Source organism: Mesorhizobium sp. LNHC232B00 (assembly GCF_000502435.1).
GTDB lineage: Bacteria > Pseudomonadota > Alphaproteobacteria > Rhizobiales > Rhizobiaceae > Mesorhizobium > Mesorhizobium opportunistum.
This window is the reverse complement of record NZ_AYWP01000001.1, coordinates 315,681-334,236: the sequence shown is the minus strand read 5'-3', so window position 1 is coordinate 334,236 and position 18,556 is coordinate 315,681. Positions and strand designations below refer to the sequence as shown.

Genomic DNA, 18,556 nt, shown 5'->3' with positions numbered 1-18,556 from the left:
TCTCATCTGAGCGCGCCCATCGTCTAGCGGTCAGGACACCGCCCTTTCACGGCGGTAACAGGGGTTCGATTCCCCTTGGGCGTACCAGAGATCTCAAGCACTTAGCGGCATTGGCCCATCACCTGTCCAATATTTTGGCGAATAGAAATCTGGCGTGCACCGGAACACCGTCACCAGGATCAAGACCGAGGCCACGGTGCCAGGCCACTCAATGGCTGCGGTGCAAGCGGCTTTAGAAGCGGCCGGCGTCGAGTTCATCCCTGAGAATGGCGGCGGCGCCGGGGTCAGGCTGCGGAAGACCTCCCCATGATCGCCACCGTGTTTCGCTGGGGCGTGATCCTGGGCATCATCGGCTTTGTCGGCGGGGTTCGTCGGGCCAATCATTTTCACGCCTGATGCCAACCAGGGTCCGCTGCTTGGCATCTTCATAACCGGTCCGCTGGGCCTCGTTGTCGGTCTGGTCGTGAGATTTGTGCTCTCACTTCGGCCGAGTCGCCGCTTCTGATTCGGAAATCTTTGTGCACGTAATGATCAGATCGTAAGTGCGATAATGCGCGAGTGCAGCACCGAACTTCTCGCGCACATGTGCCATGATGTCATCCCGCTTGATCTACCGGCTTCAGTTTCGGCGATGGCATTGACCGCACAAGCAAGCAGGTAGGGCTAAGGTCCCTAGACGATGGCGCAAAGGTCTGACGCGCCAAACAGGCTGGAACGATAGTGGAGCGGCAGGCTTTTCCGGAATGTTCGCAGCCTTCGCCCGGCGCACAGGGCAGATATAACGGGGTAACGCAATGCGGATGCTGGTCAGGCCTGCCAAACGGGAAGGAACTTCTCGAACCATCTTCGATCGACCGCTGATTGATGGCGATGTCAAATCTGGGGCGGGCGGCCCGATGATATCGATTGATGCCGAGGGCANCACCGGGCCTAACCGGCAGGGGCATCAGGAGGGCGTCGCCGGCGAAATGTCGGGATCGTGACTTGCACCTCAACCATCGCAGCAGCGAGTGTTGACGCCAGGCGTCGCGGGCAGGAAGCGCGGCGCAGGACAGAGACTAGGGACAAACGTGCGCTGGCGCCGTTTTACGTCGGTGGCGACAACTGTTCGGCGGCCAAGACAACAAGACGACCCTCCGCCTCTCCTGACCCGAGAAAAAGCCCGCGCCACGGAGGGACCGATGACGCGGGCCGGCTGATGTTTGCCGCACCAGCCTGCTCGGANCCCGAGAAAAAGCCCGCGCCACGGAGGGACCGATGACGCGGGCCGGCTGATGTTTGCCGCACCAGCCTGCTCGGATGCCAAGCAGCGTCATCCGGGCGCGTGATCCCAACCTTTCGAAATAGCTAATGTTCCTCAACGACGCCCCTGCGGCCTATCGATTTGGACGGTTGGTCGCAAAAACATTGAAAAACAGCAAGCACGCTGCCACGGACAAAACCCCGACTAATATTTCGTCCGGGGTCACACTCGGGCAATGGATGAAATCAAAGGCCAACACAGCCATCGCTCTACCGATCCTAGGTTCGACAACATCGAAGGGAGAACCATGAGAGAACGCTAAAGTTCCGATCTAGGCCTTATGAAGCGCCAAGATAATCAACTTCCCGAAGCGACCGAAATGACGCTCTGGGAGAGCGGCCGGCGCGATTGCAGATGAAAGCAATCCGCCTAGAGCGCCGGCCACTGCGGCAACTTGAGGGAATTGCCACCTGCCGGAGCTAGAGCATGCCGTTGGGTCGGCAACTCCTTGGTAAAAACCGTACAGTCTTTTCCTGTTGAAACCCCGAGTTCGGCGGACTTATAAAAATCGCGTAGCCATTGCTTTTCGACTCCAGCTCGAATGAACGGGTAAGTTCCTGGTCTTCCTCGACCACGCGAACGGACCATTCGCCGCTGGCTTCGGCCACTTCGACACGTTCGCCTTGAACTTTGCGGAAGGCCAGCGGATACGACACCCCCTGATGTATGGACACCATCGTCGAATAGAAGCATTCTCTCTTTGGGTGCGCCGTGGGCAAGATCCGATGATCGATGAGCAAGACGTCGAACAACTTCGCACCGCTGCCCGAGCCAAGGTCGTGACAGAAGCGCGAAACGCCAAGCTGCTCGATGCGGCGTTTGCAATTATTTCTCATAACAGCTCTCATCAACGGTTCGGCCCCCTCGGTGAGGACTTACGCGTCCTAAGAGATCGCTTTTCAGAGGTCCAAAACGATGACGCACGCCGCCGGGCGCCCGCACTTTTTCAAGACGCCTTCCAAGCCGGCGAGGATGCACTCGCCCAGAGATTTTCACATCCCGAGATCGTCGACAAACTTCGCCAGCGTCATCCCGGATTTTCCGACAAATGCTACCAGGATACCGTCCGTCAAGGATGCTTCCTTGCCCGCTGAGGACTAGCAGACTCGGTCAGGACGCCTTCCTGCCAAAGTGTCCAGCCCTTGCCGGGCCGCTCGGTCAATTCGCTGTCGCGCGCGCCGCGCCTCGTAGTTGGGAACGAGGCGATATTGCATAAGTCTCGACTTATAGGCAAGAGAGCGAGGCGGGCGATGGAGCAAGGTCGCTTGCATTTTAGCTAAATTGCGTGGCTGTATGGTCTATGAAAACGGCCGGGGGGCCACACGACATGACCACAAACCTGTTTCTCACGGGTGTCGCTGCATTCGCGATGCTCGTTCCGCTCTACTTCATCCTGAAATGACCATGGCATTCTAAGCGCCTCATAGAGCGAGGCAAGGCGATGACGGACACCACCCGTTGGCCGGCCGCTCCGGTCTATAGCCCTCGAGACTACGTTCTCATCCTCAAGCTTTCGGCAGTCGGCGATCTGCCGCCGACGTGGGAGGAGTGGTGGGAGAATTTCAAAGCGTCTGAAGCTGAGCAACGCCGCCAAGGCTCTCCCGCTATCAGGGTGAGCGTCCACTCTGGCAAATTCAAAGCGTGGCTCCAGGACAACTCGCTCCGGTCATCCGAACAGACCAGGCAGCAATTCGCTCAGCAACGGCTGGATAGGAAACGAGCCCGGAAAGCAGAGCGTGCCGTATCACCGTCGACAGCGTGGGCGCAGGCGCCGGTCCTTCCAACACGCTGGACGCACAGGCTGTTGGAGGTGCTAGCCTATCTCCTCCTAGCAATCGCGCTGGGCACTTTGCTTCTCGCGCTGTTTACGACCTCGGGAACGCTACAGTCGGCACGGTGAAACCGGAATCCGAGGCATAGCGGGCAACCGGAAGACTCCTCTCACTGACCAATTTGGCCGAAGGCAGATCGAACTCCAGCCATTGAAAAAGCCGCCACCGAGCGGCAGCGGGCGAATGCGAGAGCCGGGAACCCGATACAGGCCAGCGCGTTCTATGGCATGCTCAAACAGATCGCTTTTGCTGCCGTGCTGATCCAGGTCGCTGTCTATTCGGCTCTCCTGACTCAGACAATCCTCTTCGCCTCGACAGCCTCTCAAGCTGCCAACGCGCAGCAGCCCGATCAACCCGTGGCGGTAAAAGAGCGGATGTATGCAAGGCAGTTCACCATCGCCATGACGGCCCCGCTATCTCAACGGCAGCCGTGAACATCGAACCTTCGGAGTGGGGCTAGGATTCGACTCTTGGACGTCGCTAACGATCTAGGCCGCCTCGATCAAGCCGTGCGCGTTTCAAGCTTGCAGCCGAATCCGCCGTCCAGTTGTTTGCTCTAGGAGATTGGAGGCCTCGCCTCGGGATCGAACCGAGGCTTCCGAGATTTGCCGTCTCTAGCGTAGCCGCTCCGCCACGAGGCCATGCAATTGGTAGTAGCGGTAAGAAGTTTAAAGGTTGTTGACGTCTTTGGTAAAATTTCCCTGATCGATACCACGGAAAGCACGGCGCAGGACACGTCAGATAACAATGGCGTAGGGACGCCGTTGGTTCATCCCCGCCAGGAAAATAGTAGACCTGCCTCAGGCGGAAAGAACTGGCGCCGGCTGAGCCGTCACTCCGGCCAACAGTTCTCTTTGCACGGCCAGGAAAAACCTGCGTACTTCATCAGTGGCTGCGGCTTTATCCCTTCCCGATCCGACAACGAGATCGAGCAACTCCGCCGCTTTTGCCCTCCAGAACGAGGCGGCAGTTTCGCCTTGCAGGCTATCGAGCCTGGCGGCAACTTCCCGGACCAGGAATACCTGACGGTCGATCGGGAACGCACGAACTTTTTCTGAGGACATCATCCGAACCCTGAACTGACGCAACGAATCAACCATCGCTGAACAGCAATGGCGTAGCCGTTAAGGTGGAAACGGAAGCTTAACGACGCCGTCGAGGCGTCTTCGTGGGTTTGGCTGCAGGATGATAAGTGTGCAGCGCCCCATGGCCGCGTGTTTAAGCGGTTATTGCCGTTCGCCTGTGACCGCCGCTATGGCTCTCAGGCCTGCAGTGCCCTCGGCTCGCCGCCGCGCTTGCGCGGAGCCAGCATGTCGCCAGCCATCAATCCGGTGACACGGCAGAACGCCATGAATGCCCGGCAGGCATCCTCGGTCTTGACCACGTCCACCGTGGCGCCAAAACAGGCATTGAAGGCTTTCTGATACACCGGTCCTTGCCGGCGTGCTGGCCAGTCCTGGAGAAAGTCGAGCGCCTGCTCGACACTGTAGATCTCCTCGACGGGCAAGCCGGGGCCTTGCGCAATGCGCACCGGCACCTCGAACTGCAATCTGTCCATCCGTCATCTCCCGAGCCGGCGTCGCCCAAGCAACGCCGTTCGTCGTCAAAAGTTGCCTTGACGGTTTTGTGTCATGCAAATGTGTCGTCACTGCGGAAGTGGCCCAGCAGGCTGCCATCAGCGACGCTTCGGGCGATCTGACCCGCTCGGGCGACCCAAGGGCATGATGTCCAGAAAGCAAAGCAGCCGTGCAAAACCGGCAAGAGATCGCACCAACGAAACGAATATCCCGGCGGCGTGGGCCGTATCAGGCAGTTCTTCCTTGAACCTTTCGCCCCCAAGTGCCAAATCTGGTGGCATCTTCACGCCAGCACTCTTGCAGCGCCCCAGCTCTATACGGACAAAATGGTCACCTATCTCGACGCCGCCACGGCACCACTCAGAAACACCGGCCAGATCCGCCTCTATGGCGAGGAAGGTTTTGCCGGCATGCGCAGGGCATGCGACCTCACCGCGCGCTGTCTGGACGAATTGGTGCCGATGGTCGCTCCCGGCGTCACCACGGACACGATCGACCGTTTCGTCTTCGAATTCGGCATGGATCACGGCGCACTGCCGGCGACACTCAACTATCGCGGCTACACCAAGTCATCGTGCACCTCGATCAACCACGTCGTCTGCCATGGCATTCCCGACAGCAAGCCGTTGAAGGATGGCGACATCGTCAACATCGACGTCACCTACATCCTCGACGGCTGGCACGGCGATTCCTCGCGCATGTATCCGGTCGGCACCATCAAGCGCGCCGCCGAACGCCTGCTCGAGGTCACCCATGAATGCCTGATGCGCGGCATCGCCGCGGTCAGGCCGGGCGCACGCACCGGCGCCATCGGCGCCGCCATCCAGACCTATGCCGAGGCGGAGCGCTGCTCGGTGGTGCGTGATTTCTGCGGCCATGGCGTCGGCCAGCTCTTCCACGACGCCCCGAACATCTTGCACTACGGCAACGCCAATGAAGGCGTGGAAATGCGGCCCGGCATGATCTTCACCATCGAGCCGATGATCAATCTCGGCCGCCCGCATGTGAAGGTCCTGTCAGATGGCTGGACGGCCGTGACACGCGACCGCTCGCTTTCGGCGCAGTACGAGCACACGATCGGGGTGACCGACACGGGGTGCGAGATTTTCACGCTCTCGCCGAACAAACTCGACCGCCCCGGCCTGCCGGCCTGATATTCTTGACATTTCGGGCGACTGCTTTGCCCGATTGATTGCCGGATGCGGGGGCGGATGGGCAAGGCAAACGACGACGATGAGCGGAGTTTCTTCTCCGAGGTGCCGGTCCGGCCGGTCGCGAAGGCCAGGCCGACGCTCGAGGAGAAGCCGCACTATCTCGGCCATCGCGACCGTTTGCGCGAGCGCTTTGCCTCGGCCGGTCCCGACGCCCTGCCCGATTACGAGCTCCTGGAACTTTTGCTCTTCCGGCTGATCCCGCGCGCCGACACCAAGCCGGCCGCCAAGGCGCTGCTGGCGCGCTTCGGCACGCTGGCCGAAGTGCTTGGCGCGCCCGTCGGGCTGTTGCAGGAGGTCAAGGGCATTGGCCCCACGGTGGCGCTCGACTTGAAAATCGTCGCGGCGACCGCGCAGCGCATGGCGCGCAGTGAGATCCACGGCCGCGAGGTCCTCTCCTCCTGGCAGCAGCTTCTCGATTATTGCCGTTCGGCCATGGCTTTCGAGGCGCGCGAGCAGTTCCGCATCCTGTTCCTCGACAAGAAGAACGCGCTGATCGCCGACGAGGTGCAACAGACGGGCACGGTCGATCACACGCCCGTCTACCCCAGGGAAGTGGTCAAGCGGGCGCTCGAACTGTCGGCGACCGCGATCATCCTGGTCCACAACCATCCCACTCGCCCCTTTTCGATCACGCGCGATCACGCTCTAGATCATTGATGCGAATTGCTTTTTCGACTTGTCGTAAAGTCGGATATCATGGCATATTGGGGTCGGTTTTAGGGGGATCAACGCCCGTTTTTAACCCAGCTACAGACCCCTACTACCCGTCAGCCGATCCCACTCGAAAGCCTACGGGAGACCCCAGTGCCAAGCCTAACCGATGGAGAAATTCGCCGCGCCTTGAAGCAGGTCGAGGAGACGGGAAAGCAGCATAATCTGGTCGATGGAGAGGGCCACGGAACAGGTCGCCTTGTTCTCGTGATAAAGCCAATGCCGACCCGGGTAACTGCGGACTGGATGGCCCAGCAATGGCGAGACCAAAAGCGTCTGAAGAAAAAGCTTGGCTCGTATCCGTCAATGGGCCTCAGCCAAGCCCGCGAGATTTTCAAACGCGACTTCGCCGACATGATCCAGAAAGGACGCAGCATCAAGATTGCGGGCGACACGCGACCCGGCACCATCGCGGATTTGTTCGGGGCTTACGTCGCGTCGCTAAAGGCGGAGGGAAAGCCGTCCTGGAAGGAGGCCGAAAAGGGGTTGAACAAGATCGCCGATACGCTCGGCCGCAACCGCCCTGCCCGCGACATCGAGCCTGATGAGATCAGGGACATCATTCGCCCGATTTACCAGCGGGGCAAAAGGTCCATGGCCGATCACGTTCGTAGCTATATTCGATCGGCCTACAGTTGGGGGCTGAAATCCGAGCACGACTACCGCTCGACCTCGGTCCGTCGCTTTCGTCTCGTCTACAATCCGGCTGCAGGTATTCCGACCGAACCGAAAACCGTTGGAACGCGTTGGTTGGACGAGGAGGAATTTATCCGTCTCTATCGCTGGCTCGAATCTCCCGATGCGCCGGTCCACCCCCCTTACACGCGTGCCGTGAGAATTCTCATGCTGACCGGCCAGCGCGTCGGGGAGATCGCTCGGCTACACGTCGATCAATGGGATGCGGCCGAGCGTATCATCGATTGGTCAAAGACTAAGAATGGAAAGCCTCACGCCATCCCCGTGCCCAAGATCGCGGCCGAGCTTATCGGGTCGATCAAGCCGAATAAATTTGGTTGGTTTTTCCCATCCGCAACAGACCCGTCCAAGCCTGTCAGCCATGGAACGCTCTATTCATTCATGTGGCGCCAGCGCGATCGCGAGGTCATTCCCGTCGTGACAAACCGCGATCTCCGGCGAACCTGGAAAACGCTTGCCGGCAAGGCAGGTCTCTCGAAGGAGATCCGAGNGATCCGAGACCGATTGCAAAACCATACTCTGCAAGACGTCAGTTCCAAGAGCTACGATCGCTGGAATTACATGCCGGAAAAACGTGCTGCCATGGCGCGGTGGGATAAGTTTGTCCGCGAGATACTCATGAAGAGGAAGCGTAAAGCCACGCTTAAGGAAGCTGCATGAGCTAGCGATTGCTTTTCCTCACCGCCATCACCGGCGGAGGCAAGCTTCACCGTTGGGAACCAGACTACGAATCTGGGGGTCAGGAGTTCGAATCTCTTCGGGCGCGCCATTCCATCCAATTGATTTTCCTCAGTTTTTTGACCTATCGCGAGCCTCTACACCGGCTTGATTCTCGGAATTCAGCCGGTTTTTCAGCCGGTTTTGGAAAAACGGATGTTTCCGCGAACGATGTCGCACTCTGGCGTATGTGTTCGGAAGCCTTTTCTGTCTCCACAGCCTCCACGAGTCTGATTGCCTGCTTAAGGTGTCTCGCTATATCAGCGCGGGTCGTGGAGCGGTCCGACTCATGTGGCGGCAAATCGCCCGCAATGGCTTTCAGATCTCGCAGAACGGAAGCGAGGTGTGGCCAAGGGAAATCGGTCGGATCGCCGATATCCCGGTCGGCTCCGACGATCACTTCCAGCTTGGCCAAGACGCCAGCTAGGGACAGCGCTGCTACCTCTGGGAGCGCATCTTGAAATTTGAGCGCCTCGGTCATGGCTAGAACTTCGGCCTCCTGAGCGACAGCGTATTGGCGGACGCCTTCCGGTGCGACCACTGGCGTGGGCTGCTTTGTGGCTTCGCCCGGGGTCAATACCTGAATTCCGGTATTTTTGATAATTCTCGTCTCTAACCGCTGCTGGACCCTGCAAAGCACCAGAGACGTATGCTGGGCTCGATGCCATGCGATCCATAGAGCGAGAGCGGGGTCATTTGTTGTCGCTGTTGATGACACCATCATGGATTCCTCCAACTCGACAAGTGACGTCGTATCTGAATTTAAGATAACTGGAAATCAGATATAATTGAAGCCCTCATCTGGAACCGGATGAGGCAAATCTGTGGTGAAAACGCTCGGAACGCGACGTCACCAGTCCTTGATCGCCATGTTGATTGAAAAGCGTGAGGCTAGCGGACTGACACAGACCGAGCTCGCCGAAAGGCTAGGCGAATATCAGTCGTTTGTCGCTCGACTCGAAAGCGGCCAACGCCGCGTCGATGTAGTCGAGTTCATCGATCTGGCGAAAATCCTGGGGTTTGACCCGTCTGCAGCCATCACGAGATTGGCAGCAGAACCAAACTGAATCGTAGCTAAGACCGTCCGAGCCGGTCGCGAGCGCGCCACTCAACAGCGCTGTAGCGAGCGAGCGGCGGCTTTGCGCCTTACTCTGGCCGATATCCGCGGCGTTGGGCCATTCCCAAAGCGGTCGTTTGCGATAAAGAGGATGTCATGACGATCGCAGTCACCGCACCCCAGAAGTTTGCCTTTCAAGACTTGGTCTGCGTCGAGACGATGCTGCGGTTCTGCGCGCACCCCGGCGCCACCCTTTTCGTTGAACCTGATGGCGGGGAGGATGCTGAGCTTACATTCGCCATGGGCGGTCGGATGGTTCGGTGTGAGATCCAGGTGAAGGGCGCAGGTGGCGCGATTGCAATTGCCGACGTCGCCGCATGCCTCGCTCACGCTCCACCGCGACGTGCCGACCCTACGCTCCTCGAACGTCTCGTAGGCGACCCTGACCGGATTGCGTTATTTGTTATGAGCGGCCGAGCAGACGATGCGAGCTCGGTCTATCTCTCGAAAAACGTGTGGCAGGGCGAACCTCACAAAGATTCCCGGGTCAAAGCCACGGACGCTACGACGTTGATCGCAGCCTTCGCGGTTGCTGATGTCGCCGGCAGCGACAACGGCAAGCTTAAGGCAAGGCGACAGAAGCATAATGCCAACGTCGCGGCCTCGGTCGACAGGGGGGGCGTTCGTGAGGCGCTCCGTCGCACGATCATGTTCGACCAGGTAGACGACGCTGCGCTTCAGGCGCGCTGCGAGGAACGCCTGCGACGGGATCATGGCATTCCTAGTGATCGCACAATCGCAGTTTTGCTGGAGTTGCGCGCGGCGGTCGGCGAAGCCAAGTTGAAAAAGACTGATGCTTTTCCCCTTTTGCGAAGCATACTTACGCGTGCGTCGCCTCCGCCGATCCGCCCGGGAAGTTACATTCCACGAGGTGACGAGGCCGACCTCGTTGAGGCGCTCTCCCGCGACAATGTGTTGTTGCTGTCAGGGACACCTCGGGTCGGCAAGACCTACGCGGCGCGTTGGATCGCCGCAGAATTTATGCCGCTCGGTTACGAAGTGCAGGAATTTGTAGACGTAGACCCGGCCGAGCGTTTTCTGCTCGAACCAGGAACGGCCCCGCGACTAGCGCTTCTCGACGATCCCCTCGGGGGTTCGCAGACGTCGGCCGATGCGACGCGGTCCCTGGCGCGCCTTGCCAGTCTAATCGGTCGTACCCGTCCTCAACGCAAGCTCCTCGTGGCGCAAGGGGTCGAACCACTACTCGCAACCGACCGGACAAATTCGCTCGACCAGACCGTGACCGCACATCGGCGTTGGCGCGATATGGGCCACCCAGAACCAGCCTTCCTGGTCAGCTTGTGGCGGTCGCTTGCGGCGACCTTTGCGGTCGATGCGATGCTACGCGAGAGGGTGGCCGAACCGCTCATGGCCGGCGCGCTGACGCTGGAACCCGGCTGTCTCGAGCACCTGGCCGCCAATACGCATCGCTTGGGCGCGTCCGCGACGATCGCCGATGTCGCCCGTCTCGCCCGCGAGGACGCCGCTCAGCTCGGCCGGGAGCTGGCAGCCGAGGGGCTGGAAGACCTCTGCGTAAGCCTGTCGGTGGCGACCGCCCCGCAGGAGCCGATCGGACTGGTAGACCTTGCATATGTCCGAGGCGGCGGGGGCCCGGGGCTGCCGGGCAAGAGCAGCGCGACTGGTCGGTTTTTAACAATCGGTGGACCACCCGTTCCAATAACAGCTGCTCCCGCCTACGACCAACCTCCCGAACTCGCCGCCGCGGATCGGACCGGCCTCGATGCGCTTGAACGGCGGCGCCTGATCGCGATCGACGGGAAGCCAGCCATCAGCTTCGCCCACCCATTCTACCGAGCGGCCGCAGAGACTTTGCTTGAGGCGCCCACCTACCATGTCGCCCAGGCCATCGGGCACGCGCTCCGCCGCGGCCTGTTCTGCTTGTCCCCGACAACCTCCCGTGCGACTGCCCGCAACCTCGGCTGGATCTTCGACCGGCTCAAGGCCAATCCCAAAGAGCGTGACGCCCTCGTTACGGAGGCCATCGACGGGCTTCGCTCGTTCTTCCCTGCAACACGCGATCTTTGCTTTCGCTTCCTGTTGAACCGGCTGTCCGATCTTCCAGCCGAACAGCAAGAAGAGTTGCCAGGCTGGATCAAATCAGTCACCTCGATCACACTGGACAACCTCGAATGGAGCGATGGAGAGGCGCATCTCCCTTATGGCGAACGATCGGGGTTCGACTATTTCGAACGGGCGTTCCAGACAGTCCGCCGACGCGAGGTCGCCGCTGAATTGAATCTGCTTGATGCGTCCGAAGGCGTCATAATGCCCGAGCGCGCCGCCGCGGTCCTGCGCTTTCTGGCCACCGAGCCCGAGACCATGACGGCCACGATGGCCGGCCGCCTGCTCAGCTACGACGAGGCTGCCTTGCGCGCCGCGGCGACAAGGCTCTGGCTGAGCCAACCCCGAACGGACGATGATGACATCCTCGACAGAATCTTCGCCGACGATCATCCAAGCTGCGCACTCGCTGCACTAAAGGGCGTGATAGCAGGCTGGAATACAATCGATGCCAATCGACGAACCCGACACCTCGACGGTTTGGCAGCTCTAGCAAGCAATGCCGCGGGCGCAGCGGCGATGCTCGACCACCTCGTACTTTTCGATCGTGAGGAGGAAACTGGAGAGCACCCGCCCTGGCAAATCTTCGAGCGGCTCATGCCGGTCGTCATGGCGACGCTGCCGCACAATGCCGCCTTCATCGACGCACGCCTTTTCGCTGTTGCGCGCAGCGCGCTAAAAGCTCTATCGGCTCCGTCCCTGGTTGCGCTATGCGATGGCTGGATCGGCTGGCTAGAGCGGAACGAACGAGCCGGTCTCCTCCCGAGCGAATTCTCGCTAGGAGTCGCGGATATTCTGCTCCAGGCCACCGCGGCGGAGCCTGAACTCCGTCAAGCCAGCGTGGTGCGCTTGCTAGCCTTCACGGGTACTGGCGCAAAGGTCACTTTCATGGCCGACCTGATCGCCCATTGGGAGCTTCTTCGAACCGACGAGCGCTCGACCGTCTTCGAGCGTCTTACCGGCGGCTTCACCGACGACAGGTGGCTCCAGGCCGTCGCCATTACGCGTTCGGAAGTGCCCGATGAGGTCCTCAGACGGCTTCTACCCAGCGGGATCGACCTCTCGCAGCCACCCGCGCAATTGCTGGATACGGTACCGTCGATACTTATCGAAGCGGCGGTTCACGTCTATAGCGGCCGGCCACAGCCCCTGTGGTGGCTCGGAACGCATCACGCCGGAGAGGAAATCTGGGAGCCGGTTTTGGAAACCATCGCGCGCCGCCCCGATCACCCGCTGTTCGAACTCGCCTGGGACCACATCACATACGCTTGCGACGGCAAGCGCGTATCGCACATCATTGCCGACCTCGGCACCGCAAGCGCCGACCGCATGCTGGGCATATTGCTGCGGCTGAAAGTGGGCTGGACCGGCAATTTCATGCCAGAGGCCTGGGCGGCGCTGCTGCGTCTCGCTATCGACGCGGATGTGCATGAGAGGTGGCTCGATCGCATGGTCGCGGCTTCGCCCGCCATCCTCGACGATATATCCGATCTAGACCGGTGGCTGACCGATCCGAGCGACTTTGTTGGTGTGCTGAAGAAGCTTCAGAACGACTTCTTGCCTCTCCAGATGGCGTCGGTTGTCCTTGATCCACCCGAGGGGGCGGATGTTCCCAAATTGAAAGGCGATTTCGTCAAAGTGCTCACGTTCCTGGTTCGTGAGCGTCCGCCAATGCTGTTGGGCACCTGCGACCACTTAATCAGGCGATTGGAGCGCGTGGCGGTCGACACAGCCGAACTCGTCACAGCATTGCGCGACAGGCGGGCCGCGATCATGATCGAGCGCACGGCCATCAAAACGGACATGGAACCGCCCGACCCTCCTCTCGTCGGTTGGATCAACCCGTAGACTTGGCAATCTTTCCGAAAGCGGAACGTCCGTTGTCAGCCCCGATTGGGGCATTTGTGGCGTCGCCGGCAAAACGACGTTTTGCTGCGACCAGTTGCGGCTCTTGCCGAATGACCACGCCACGCAACGTGCAAATTCCTCCACCAATTCAATGGCTAGAACGCAAACGGCACATTACACGGTCAGGTAGCAACGTGCGAAACACGCCGAAAAACGCAGAAAAAACAACCAACCGACTGCAGCACAATGTGCTGCCTTTTATCTTGCCATCGGTCTTCGGTCGTATTTCGCCACCCCGCTCGATAGCACCAAACCTCGCTCTGCCACGCGGCAATGTCCGGCTGCCCCCTGTTGCGCGAGGAAACTACGAAAGGAAGAAGATCGCTTCTAGAGCGCCCCGCTGATGCTCAAAGAGAGCGATGCTTCTGCTGCAGCCGATCTGCCGCCGCCATGATGATGTAAGCGTATTCCTTGCGCGATCGAGGGCACGTTGGAGTTGCCAGATTTGACCTTAGATGGCACTGGCCAGCCTGTCATATCGACACTGCGAAGGCGTGCCAAAAGCAGCCTGGCTGAACAAAATGGAGGTAAGCCGCCGTGTGGCAGAAAGACATTCTTGTGTTGCCCGACGATCTGATTGCGTTCGCCTGGTCTGCACCGATGCGGGACTTGGCCGCGGAGCTCAAACTGTCCGACGTCGGGCTGAAGAAGCTGCTGACGCGATGTGGCGTTGCGTCGCCGCCGCAAGGCTATTGGAACAAAATCCGTGCCGGAAAGAGGGTGCCATCACTACCCAAGGCGCCACCTCGGCGCCCCGGTGAACTGGGTCGAGCAAGTGTCGACGCCCGCTTCAAAAAGGTGCTGTCGATTGCTGCCCCTCTTGCATCCAATGGGCCATTTGCGTCCGCCCTGGTTCCAGAAGACCTCGACAAACTCCACGCACAAGAGTTGAAGGCGATTGGCAAAGTCTCTGTCCCGCAGACGTTGGACAGGCCTCACAAAGGGCTCGTTCAACTGCTCAAGCAGGAGCAGCGTCGCCGCGACAAAAATGCAGGACACGAGTGGACCTTTGACGAACCCAAGTTCGACAATCCACTAGGCAAGCGGCGGCTGAAAATCTTCAATGCGCTGTTTTTGGCGCTCAGCAAGCGTGGCCACGACGGTGATGCCTACGAGCGCGATGGAGAAATTTACGCGCGAGCCGCCATCGGCGACACCTATCTTGGTTTGGAGATAGGAATAGTCGGCAGCCACCGCACCGTGCGTCAGCACGGGTACCTGCGGCCGGCGCCAGACCTGCCAGCATCAACCACGCTTGCCCTGCGGATCGATCCGGGTTTCGACCGCAAGAATACGGTTTCTTGGCAGGATGACGGTGACGCTAAGCTTGAGTCAAAGATCGCTGAGATCGCGGCTGCAATCATCGTGGCGGGCGAGAAAAAGTTTCGCCTTAGCCTGCGGGAAGCCGAGGAGCGTGTTGAGCGGGAGCGGATTGAACGGGAAAAGCAGCGCCAGGAATGGCTAATTCAACTCAACCAAAAGCGCCTGCAAAACCTGCGGACCAGCGGGGAGCTGCTGCGCCGGGCTGAAGACATTCGCGCGCTTGTTGAGCGCGTCCGTCGTGCCATCGATGAAGGTTCGGCTGAAATCGATGCCTCGGCACTGGAAGCATGGGAACGTTGGGCACTCGCGGAGGCGGACAGGATCGATCCAGTGCGGTCTGGACAAATTTTAACGCATCTTAACGAGCCGTCGCTATAGTAAGTCGGCCGACAGCTTTCTGACCGACAGCCCGGCTGCAGGCGAACATCGCTGGAAGCGATGTGGAATAGCGAAGTGAAGAGATGCGCGACGCGATGGATGTTACTCCACGAAGTTTGTCTCTTTGCATTTTCAGATCGCGCAAATGACGATCGAAGAACGCAAATATCCCGGTGAGCTTGCATCCCCGCAGCAGCTTCACGAGCTGGCGGAAGAATACCGCAAGGCGGCAAACTTGCTCCTTCAACAAGGCCGACCCGGCAAACCTTTGACACGCGCGCCGTTCAGATTGTCGGCAATCCATGCGATCGAACTCTATCTGACCGCGCTCTTGCTCCACTGCAGGCACCATCCCAATCAGATCCGCAAAATGCAGCACGACCTGTCGGCGCGAACAGAACACGCGCTGGAAGCCGGGCTGCGCCTTCGCACGAAAACCGCCACGCATCTTCAGTCTTTAAGCCAGAACCGGGAGTATCTCGTTACCCGTTACGGCCCTGAACTGGCGACAACCGCCTCGCAAATAAACCGCCTTACCGCCACCCTCGAAGAGGTGGCGGCAAAGGTCACGATATTGATGGCGCTGCCCCCTAAAACGCCGCGGCAATCACAGCTTGCTGCGGGCGGCGAGGTTCAAGACCGAGATTCGGCAGCCTCTCCGTCGGCTTCGGTTGCCAATCCAATGACATGATGCACCAAGAAGACATCGATGTGGTACGCAACTTCGTCGCGTCGTATCGGCAACTTGTCGGGGGTGATCAGATCCGTAAACAGTTGATTGTCGACGTAGTCACCAGCATCCCAAAGGCTTCTGGTTAGCGCCTCGTTGTTGGGTTCAATCCGGTCAAGGACAGCCGCGAACGCGGCGTTGGCGGCATTAATAAGCACAGTGCGGTCGGCCCCAGCGACTGGCAGGGACGCAATACCGGCATGGGAATCCATGACGAGCTTTCCTCTTGAAATGGCGGTCTCTTTCCTCAGCATCTTCGGCCGCCATGCCGACGCTGGTTCTTAAAATGGTGGCTGGTCGAGGCGCCAGGCGCCACCTTGTACTCACGTGCGCAACAGCAGGATACGCTGGAATTCAGCGAACGCAATGCAGCCCGAAAAGGACACCACTGCAAGAAACGTTCGCAACGAACGGCGGCGGCTCAGAGCCTAGGCTGCGCTTTGCCTGCTGGACGCGCCGCCGAATTGACGTCGAATGTCAAAGCGGCCGGCTGAGAGAACAAAACCTCTCTACCCTCCACGTCTACGACTGGGGAGTTATTTCAGGTTCAGCTTTTTTTTGAGGTAGTCTCGTAGTTCGCCGACAGATGAGAAAATAGCGTCTGGTTTCGACGCTTCCAAACCTGACACGTCGAGGCAGCCCCATGCCGAGCCCAATGCGACGACGTTGGCCCCACGGGAAGCCTCGGTATCCTGCGGCTGATCGCCGACATGATAAGTATTCTCCGGTTTCGCTCCCGCTTTTGACATCGCGAGCAAGAGACCCTCAGGATGCGGCTTTCGGTTTTTTACGTGATGATAGCCCACGACAATACCTATCGGCCAGGCATGTGCCTTTATGAAGGCCTTCGGCACCATGTCGGGGCTCTTAGTAACGATGCCCAATTTGTGACCAGCGGCATGTAGTTCGTTAAGCAACTCCGTAATTCCGCCATAGACGGGTAGCTTCGGGGCGTGGGCCATAACCGCTTTCCAGTCCCGAGCGGCGCGAAGGGGCTCAACTGACGAGGTGTCCACAAGAGTTTGATCGAAGTCGAAAATGATCATCTCAAAAACCCAACCGAGTTTGAGGATCGTTGTCCAATGACCGCTCCGGTCTTTTTGCTGGAGAGCGTTCGATCTGCTCGACGTGCAGCAAGAACTGCGTCAAGGCAGCTCCATCTGAAATAGCGCGGGCCCAGTGCTGAGCAATCATCATCTGATTGCCCTTCGTCTTGTCCTCGTGCTTCCACTTGTCGGGATGATCAATGCACGCCAGCGCACGCTTCTGCTCTCGGCAGAACCGGACCGTGTGCATCGTCCCACCCTTCACGTCCGTTTCCACCACTAGCACTGCATCGGAGAGACCACTCTGGATACGATCTCGCTCGGCGAAAGCTGTCCGCATTGGGGTAGCACCAAGAGGATACTCGCTGACCAAACAGCCGCCGTTTTCAATTAAGCGAGTTGCCAGTCCCCGATTGGCGGCGGGATAAACTTTGTCCAAGCCGTGAGCCATCACTGCGACCCCCACACCGTCGGCATCCAAGCAGCCTTCGTGACCAAGAGTATCGCAGCCATGTGCTAAGCCACTCACGATAGTGAAGCCCTCGCTTGCTGCCGCCGCTGCCGACTTTCTAGCAACAGCTTCACCATAAGGAGTTGGCTCACGCGTCCCCACGACGGCAAGGCACTTCGTAGCGTGGAGTCCTGCCACGGCTCCCTTTACATACAAGACGGCAGGAGGATCTGGGATATTACGAAGGCGCTCAGGGTACCCTTCGTCATGGAATGAGAAAAACTTCGTATCGCTATCTAGCGTTTTCTCCAACTCGTCCTGCGCTCGATCCCATGCCTCTAACAGTGCGCTTTCCGATACCTTCGCCCGCACCGCCCTGTCCACCACAACGTCTTTCGCGTCACTGCCAGGCATGGGCCCATAAACGATGCGCAAGGCCCCTCGCCGGCCGAGACCTTTAAGCTTCATCAAAGCGACTAGCGCTACTGATGTCGATGACACGGGCGATGCAGCCATTGCTCTAATCCTTCTTGAACTTCGCGTCGTGCTCCCGTTCGCCCTGCCCCCATAGAGTATCCAACCTAGCAGGAACATGATCGTTTTCGGGATTCGGGCAGTAAGCAACACTCTCCGCTTTCGCGAGCGCAATCCCATACACCTTACATTTCGGATTGGCGGCAAGCACCGCTAGCGCGATGCGAGACAGCGTATCACCTCGCGTGATGAAGTCATCGAAAACGAAGACATGGTCCGCATCTATTTTTGCCGACTGATACTTAGCCTTATCCAACTCCGCGGAGCGACCCTCAGCGGAATAGATCGCATGAATCTTCTGATGGACATTCTTAGATAGAATGCCGTCGGAATATTGCGCTCCCACGACCCTTGCGCATTCCTTCGCGATCCACGGGATTGACCGGTTTGGGTCGGCTTTCGTTTCCTTGGAAGAAAGCGCAGGGATAAATGCGGCGCGCTTGGGATCAATACCTAAATGCTTAATGAGAGTCGGAACAGCATCGTATAGAACCGTTGCAGCCCCCCACTCGGCTTTATTTTTTTTGTCTTTGAATCGAATAAACCGGGCGGTCCATTTCTCTTCCGTCTTGTCTTTTAATTTATAAGCAATCGTAAAAGAATGCGTTATCCCGGCAGACACACTTAGGTGCGGAAAACCCATCCATCCAGCAACTTTATTGAAATAAATCACGCCATCCCCCTCACTTAGCCGTGCACGATATAGGAGGCACAATGCCAACTATCAACTCCATTGCCGCCTTTTTTATTCTACGAAAATCTAAATTTCACCGGAGACCGTTGTGCACTCTTGGGATACAGCCTCTGGACCGACGCGTTTTCGGCTGAGGTGCGACTCTGAAAGTTCAGCCGGGCTGGGTGGCCATATGGGAGCGCATGTTCAGGTCGACGTCCCGGCCCAGGCGTATTTTTTGAGACGCACCTCTGTGCGAACCTC

The 18,556-nt window shown here is 58.9% G+C and carries 15 protein-coding genes, 3 tRNA genes and 1 pseudogene; 11 read left to right on the top strand and 8 right to left on the bottom strand.

All coding sequences use genetic code 11. From position 1 onward, the window contains the following. Positions 1-12 precede the first annotated feature (12 nt). The 3 genes from X743_RS166985 to X743_RS29590 all read left to right on the top strand — a co-directional run bounded on the left by X743_RS166985 (position 13) and on the right by X743_RS29590 (position 3,569). A tRNA-Glu gene (locus tag X743_RS166985) sits at positions 13-87 on the top strand. A gap of 1,941 nt (positions 88-2,028) precedes the next feature. Then, on the top strand, positions 2,029-2,397 hold the full coding sequence (locus X743_RS166990; RefSeq protein WP_023763568.1) for a hypothetical protein: 369 nt from the start codon (positions 2,029-2,031) through the stop codon (positions 2,395-2,397). A 965-nt stretch (positions 2,398-3,362) separates the two neighbouring features. After that, the gene (locus X743_RS29590) at positions 3,363-3,569 is read left to right on the top strand and encodes a hypothetical protein (RefSeq protein WP_023763565.1); all 207 of its coding nucleotides are present in this window, start codon (positions 3,363-3,365) and stop codon (positions 3,567-3,569) included. A gap of 131 nt (positions 3,570-3,700) precedes the next feature. On the opposite strand, the gene X743_RS1000000171865 is transcribed toward X743_RS29590, so the two are convergent. From X743_RS1000000171865 to X743_RS167005, 3 genes are all read right to left on the bottom strand, one after another. Then, a tRNA-Cys gene (locus X743_RS1000000171865) sits at positions 3,701-3,776 on the bottom strand. 159 nt (positions 3,777-3,935) lie between these two features. Next, positions 3,936-4,199: a DUF6074 family protein gene (locus X743_RS1000000173185; protein WP_013895144.1), complete on the bottom strand. Its 264-nt coding sequence runs from the start codon at positions 4,197-4,199 to the stop codon at positions 3,936-3,938. 197 nt (positions 4,200-4,396) lie between these two features. Beyond that, the gene (locus X743_RS167005) at positions 4,397-4,693 is read right to left on the bottom strand and encodes a DUF982 domain-containing protein (protein WP_023763564.1); all 297 of its coding nucleotides are present in this window, start codon (positions 4,691-4,693) and stop codon (positions 4,397-4,399) included. A gap of 345 nt (positions 4,694-5,038) precedes the next feature. Here X743_RS167005 and map point away from each other — a divergent pair, with 345 nt between their 5' ends. The 4 genes and pseudogenes from map to X743_RS167020 all read left to right on the top strand — a co-directional run bounded on the left by map (position 5,039) and on the right by X743_RS167020 (position 8,102). Beyond that, a complete protein-coding gene (map, locus tag X743_RS167010) occupies positions 5,039-5,866 on the top strand; it encodes a type I methionyl aminopeptidase (RefSeq protein WP_023763563.1) in 828 nt (275 codons plus the stop codon). 57 nt (positions 5,867-5,923) lie between these two features. Continuing rightward, positions 5,924-6,541, top strand: a pseudogene (gene radC / locus X743_RS0135285) (DNA repair protein RadC); the annotation flags it as partial. Between the two features lie 189 nt (positions 6,542-6,730). Next, positions 6,731-7,993: a site-specific integrase gene (locus tag X743_RS167015; RefSeq protein ID WP_023763562.1), complete on the top strand. Its 1,263-nt coding sequence runs from the start codon at positions 6,731-6,733 to the stop codon at positions 7,991-7,993. Positions 7,994-8,026: 33 nt separating this feature from the next. Further along, positions 8,027-8,102, top strand: a tRNA-Ser gene (locus X743_RS167020). A gap of 33 nt (positions 8,103-8,135) precedes the next feature. On the opposite strand, the gene X743_RS1000000170220 is transcribed toward X743_RS167020, so the two are convergent. Then, positions 8,136-8,774, bottom strand: a complete 639-nt coding sequence (locus X743_RS1000000170220) for a hypothetical protein (RefSeq protein WP_245264140.1) — start codon at positions 8,772-8,774, stop codon at positions 8,136-8,138. A 145-nt stretch (positions 8,775-8,919) separates the two neighbouring features. On the opposite strand from X743_RS1000000170220, the gene X743_RS167025 reads away from it, so the two are divergent. The 4 genes from X743_RS167025 to X743_RS1000000170215 all read left to right on the top strand — a co-directional run bounded on the left by X743_RS167025 (position 8,920) and on the right by X743_RS1000000170215 (position 15,549). Beyond that, entirely contained in the window at positions 8,920-9,117 is a 198-nt protein-coding gene (locus tag X743_RS167025; protein ID WP_084555417.1) for a helix-turn-helix transcriptional regulator, read from the top strand. Between the two features lie 146 nt (positions 9,118-9,263). After that, positions 9,264-13,097, top strand: coding sequence for a hypothetical protein (locus X743_RS167030; RefSeq protein ID WP_023763559.1), 3,834 nt, complete (start codon positions 9,264-9,266; stop codon positions 13,095-13,097). Positions 13,098-13,694: 597 nt separating this feature from the next. Next, positions 13,695-14,858: a hypothetical protein gene (locus X743_RS167035; RefSeq protein WP_023763558.1), complete on the top strand. Its 1,164-nt coding sequence runs from the start codon at positions 13,695-13,697 to the stop codon at positions 14,856-14,858. A 145-nt stretch (positions 14,859-15,003) separates the two neighbouring features. Beyond that, positions 15,004-15,549, top strand: a complete 546-nt coding sequence (locus X743_RS1000000170215; protein WP_084555409.1) for a hypothetical protein — start codon at positions 15,004-15,006, stop codon at positions 15,547-15,549. Here the strand turns inward: X743_RS1000000170215 and X743_RS1000000171860 are convergent. The 4 genes from X743_RS1000000171860 to X743_RS1000000172690 all read right to left on the bottom strand — a co-directional run bounded on the left by X743_RS1000000171860 (position 15,492) and on the right by X743_RS1000000172690 (position 18,292). Next, positions 15,492-15,800 (bottom strand): hypothetical protein, encoded by a 309-nt coding sequence (locus tag X743_RS1000000171860; protein WP_156934371.1) that lies wholly within the window; start codon positions 15,798-15,800, stop codon positions 15,492-15,494. The two genes, X743_RS1000000170215 and X743_RS1000000171860, sit on opposite strands and share 58 nt — an antisense overlap. A gap of 324 nt (positions 15,801-16,124) precedes the next feature. Beyond that, on the bottom strand, positions 16,125-16,634 hold the full coding sequence (locus X743_RS1000000169760) for an HAD-IA family hydrolase (protein ID WP_023763555.1): 510 nt from the start codon (positions 16,632-16,634) through the stop codon (positions 16,125-16,127). Between the two features lies 1 nt (position 16,635). Beyond that, positions 16,636-17,601 carry a DNA-processing protein DprA gene (locus tag X743_RS0135280; RefSeq protein ID WP_198028403.1) on the bottom strand — a complete coding sequence of 322 codons (966 nt, stop codon included), beginning with the start codon at positions 17,599-17,601 and terminating at the stop codon, positions 16,636-16,638. Positions 17,602-17,605: 4 nt separating this feature from the next. After that, positions 17,606-18,292 (bottom strand): phosphoribosyltransferase, encoded by a 687-nt coding sequence (locus X743_RS1000000172690; protein WP_198028402.1) that lies wholly within the window; start codon positions 18,290-18,292, stop codon positions 17,606-17,608. Positions 18,293-18,556 lie beyond the last annotated feature (264 nt).

Excerpts from the sequence above, each read along its gene's own strand:
- X743_RS166990 (WP_023763568.1), top strand. The coding sequence starts at position 2,029 with ATGATCGATGAGCAAGACGTCGAACAACTTCGCACCGCTGCCCGAGCC.
- X743_RS29590 (WP_023763565.1), top strand. The coding sequence starts at position 3,363 with ATGCTCAAACAGATCGCTTTTGCTGCCGTGCTGATCCAGGTCGCTGTC.
- X743_RS1000000173185 (WP_013895144.1), bottom strand. The coding sequence starts at position 4,199 with ATGTCCTCAGAAAAAGTTCGTGCGTTCCCGATCGACCGTCAGGTATTC.
- X743_RS167005 (WP_023763564.1), bottom strand. The coding sequence starts at position 4,693 with ATGGACAGATTGCAGTTCGAGGTGCCGGTGCGCATTGCGCAAGGCCCC.
- map (WP_023763563.1), top strand. The coding sequence starts at position 5,039 with ATGGTCACCTATCTCGACGCCGCCACGGCACCACTCAGAAACACCGGC.
- X743_RS1000000170220 (WP_245264140.1), bottom strand. The coding sequence starts at position 8,774 with ATGATGGTGTCATCAACAGCGACAACAAATGACCCCGCTCTCGCTCTA.
- X743_RS167025 (WP_084555417.1), top strand. The coding sequence starts at position 8,920 with ATGTTGATTGAAAAGCGTGAGGCTAGCGGACTGACACAGACCGAGCTC.
- X743_RS167030 (WP_023763559.1), top strand. The coding sequence starts at position 9,264 with ATGACGATCGCAGTCACCGCACCCCAGAAGTTTGCCTTTCAAGACTTG.
- X743_RS1000000170215 (WP_084555409.1), top strand. The coding sequence starts at position 15,004 with ATGACGATCGAAGAACGCAAATATCCCGGTGAGCTTGCATCCCCGCAG.
- X743_RS1000000171860 (WP_156934371.1), bottom strand. The coding sequence starts at position 15,800 with ATGGATTCCCATGCCGGTATTGCGTCCCTGCCAGTCGCTGGGGCCGAC.
- X743_RS1000000169760 (WP_023763555.1), bottom strand. The coding sequence starts at position 16,634 with ATGATCATTTTCGACTTCGATCAAACTCTTGTGGACACCTCGTCAGTT.
- X743_RS0135280 (WP_198028403.1), bottom strand. The coding sequence starts at position 17,601 with ATGGCTGCATCGCCCGTGTCATCGACATCAGTAGCGCTAGTCGCTTTG.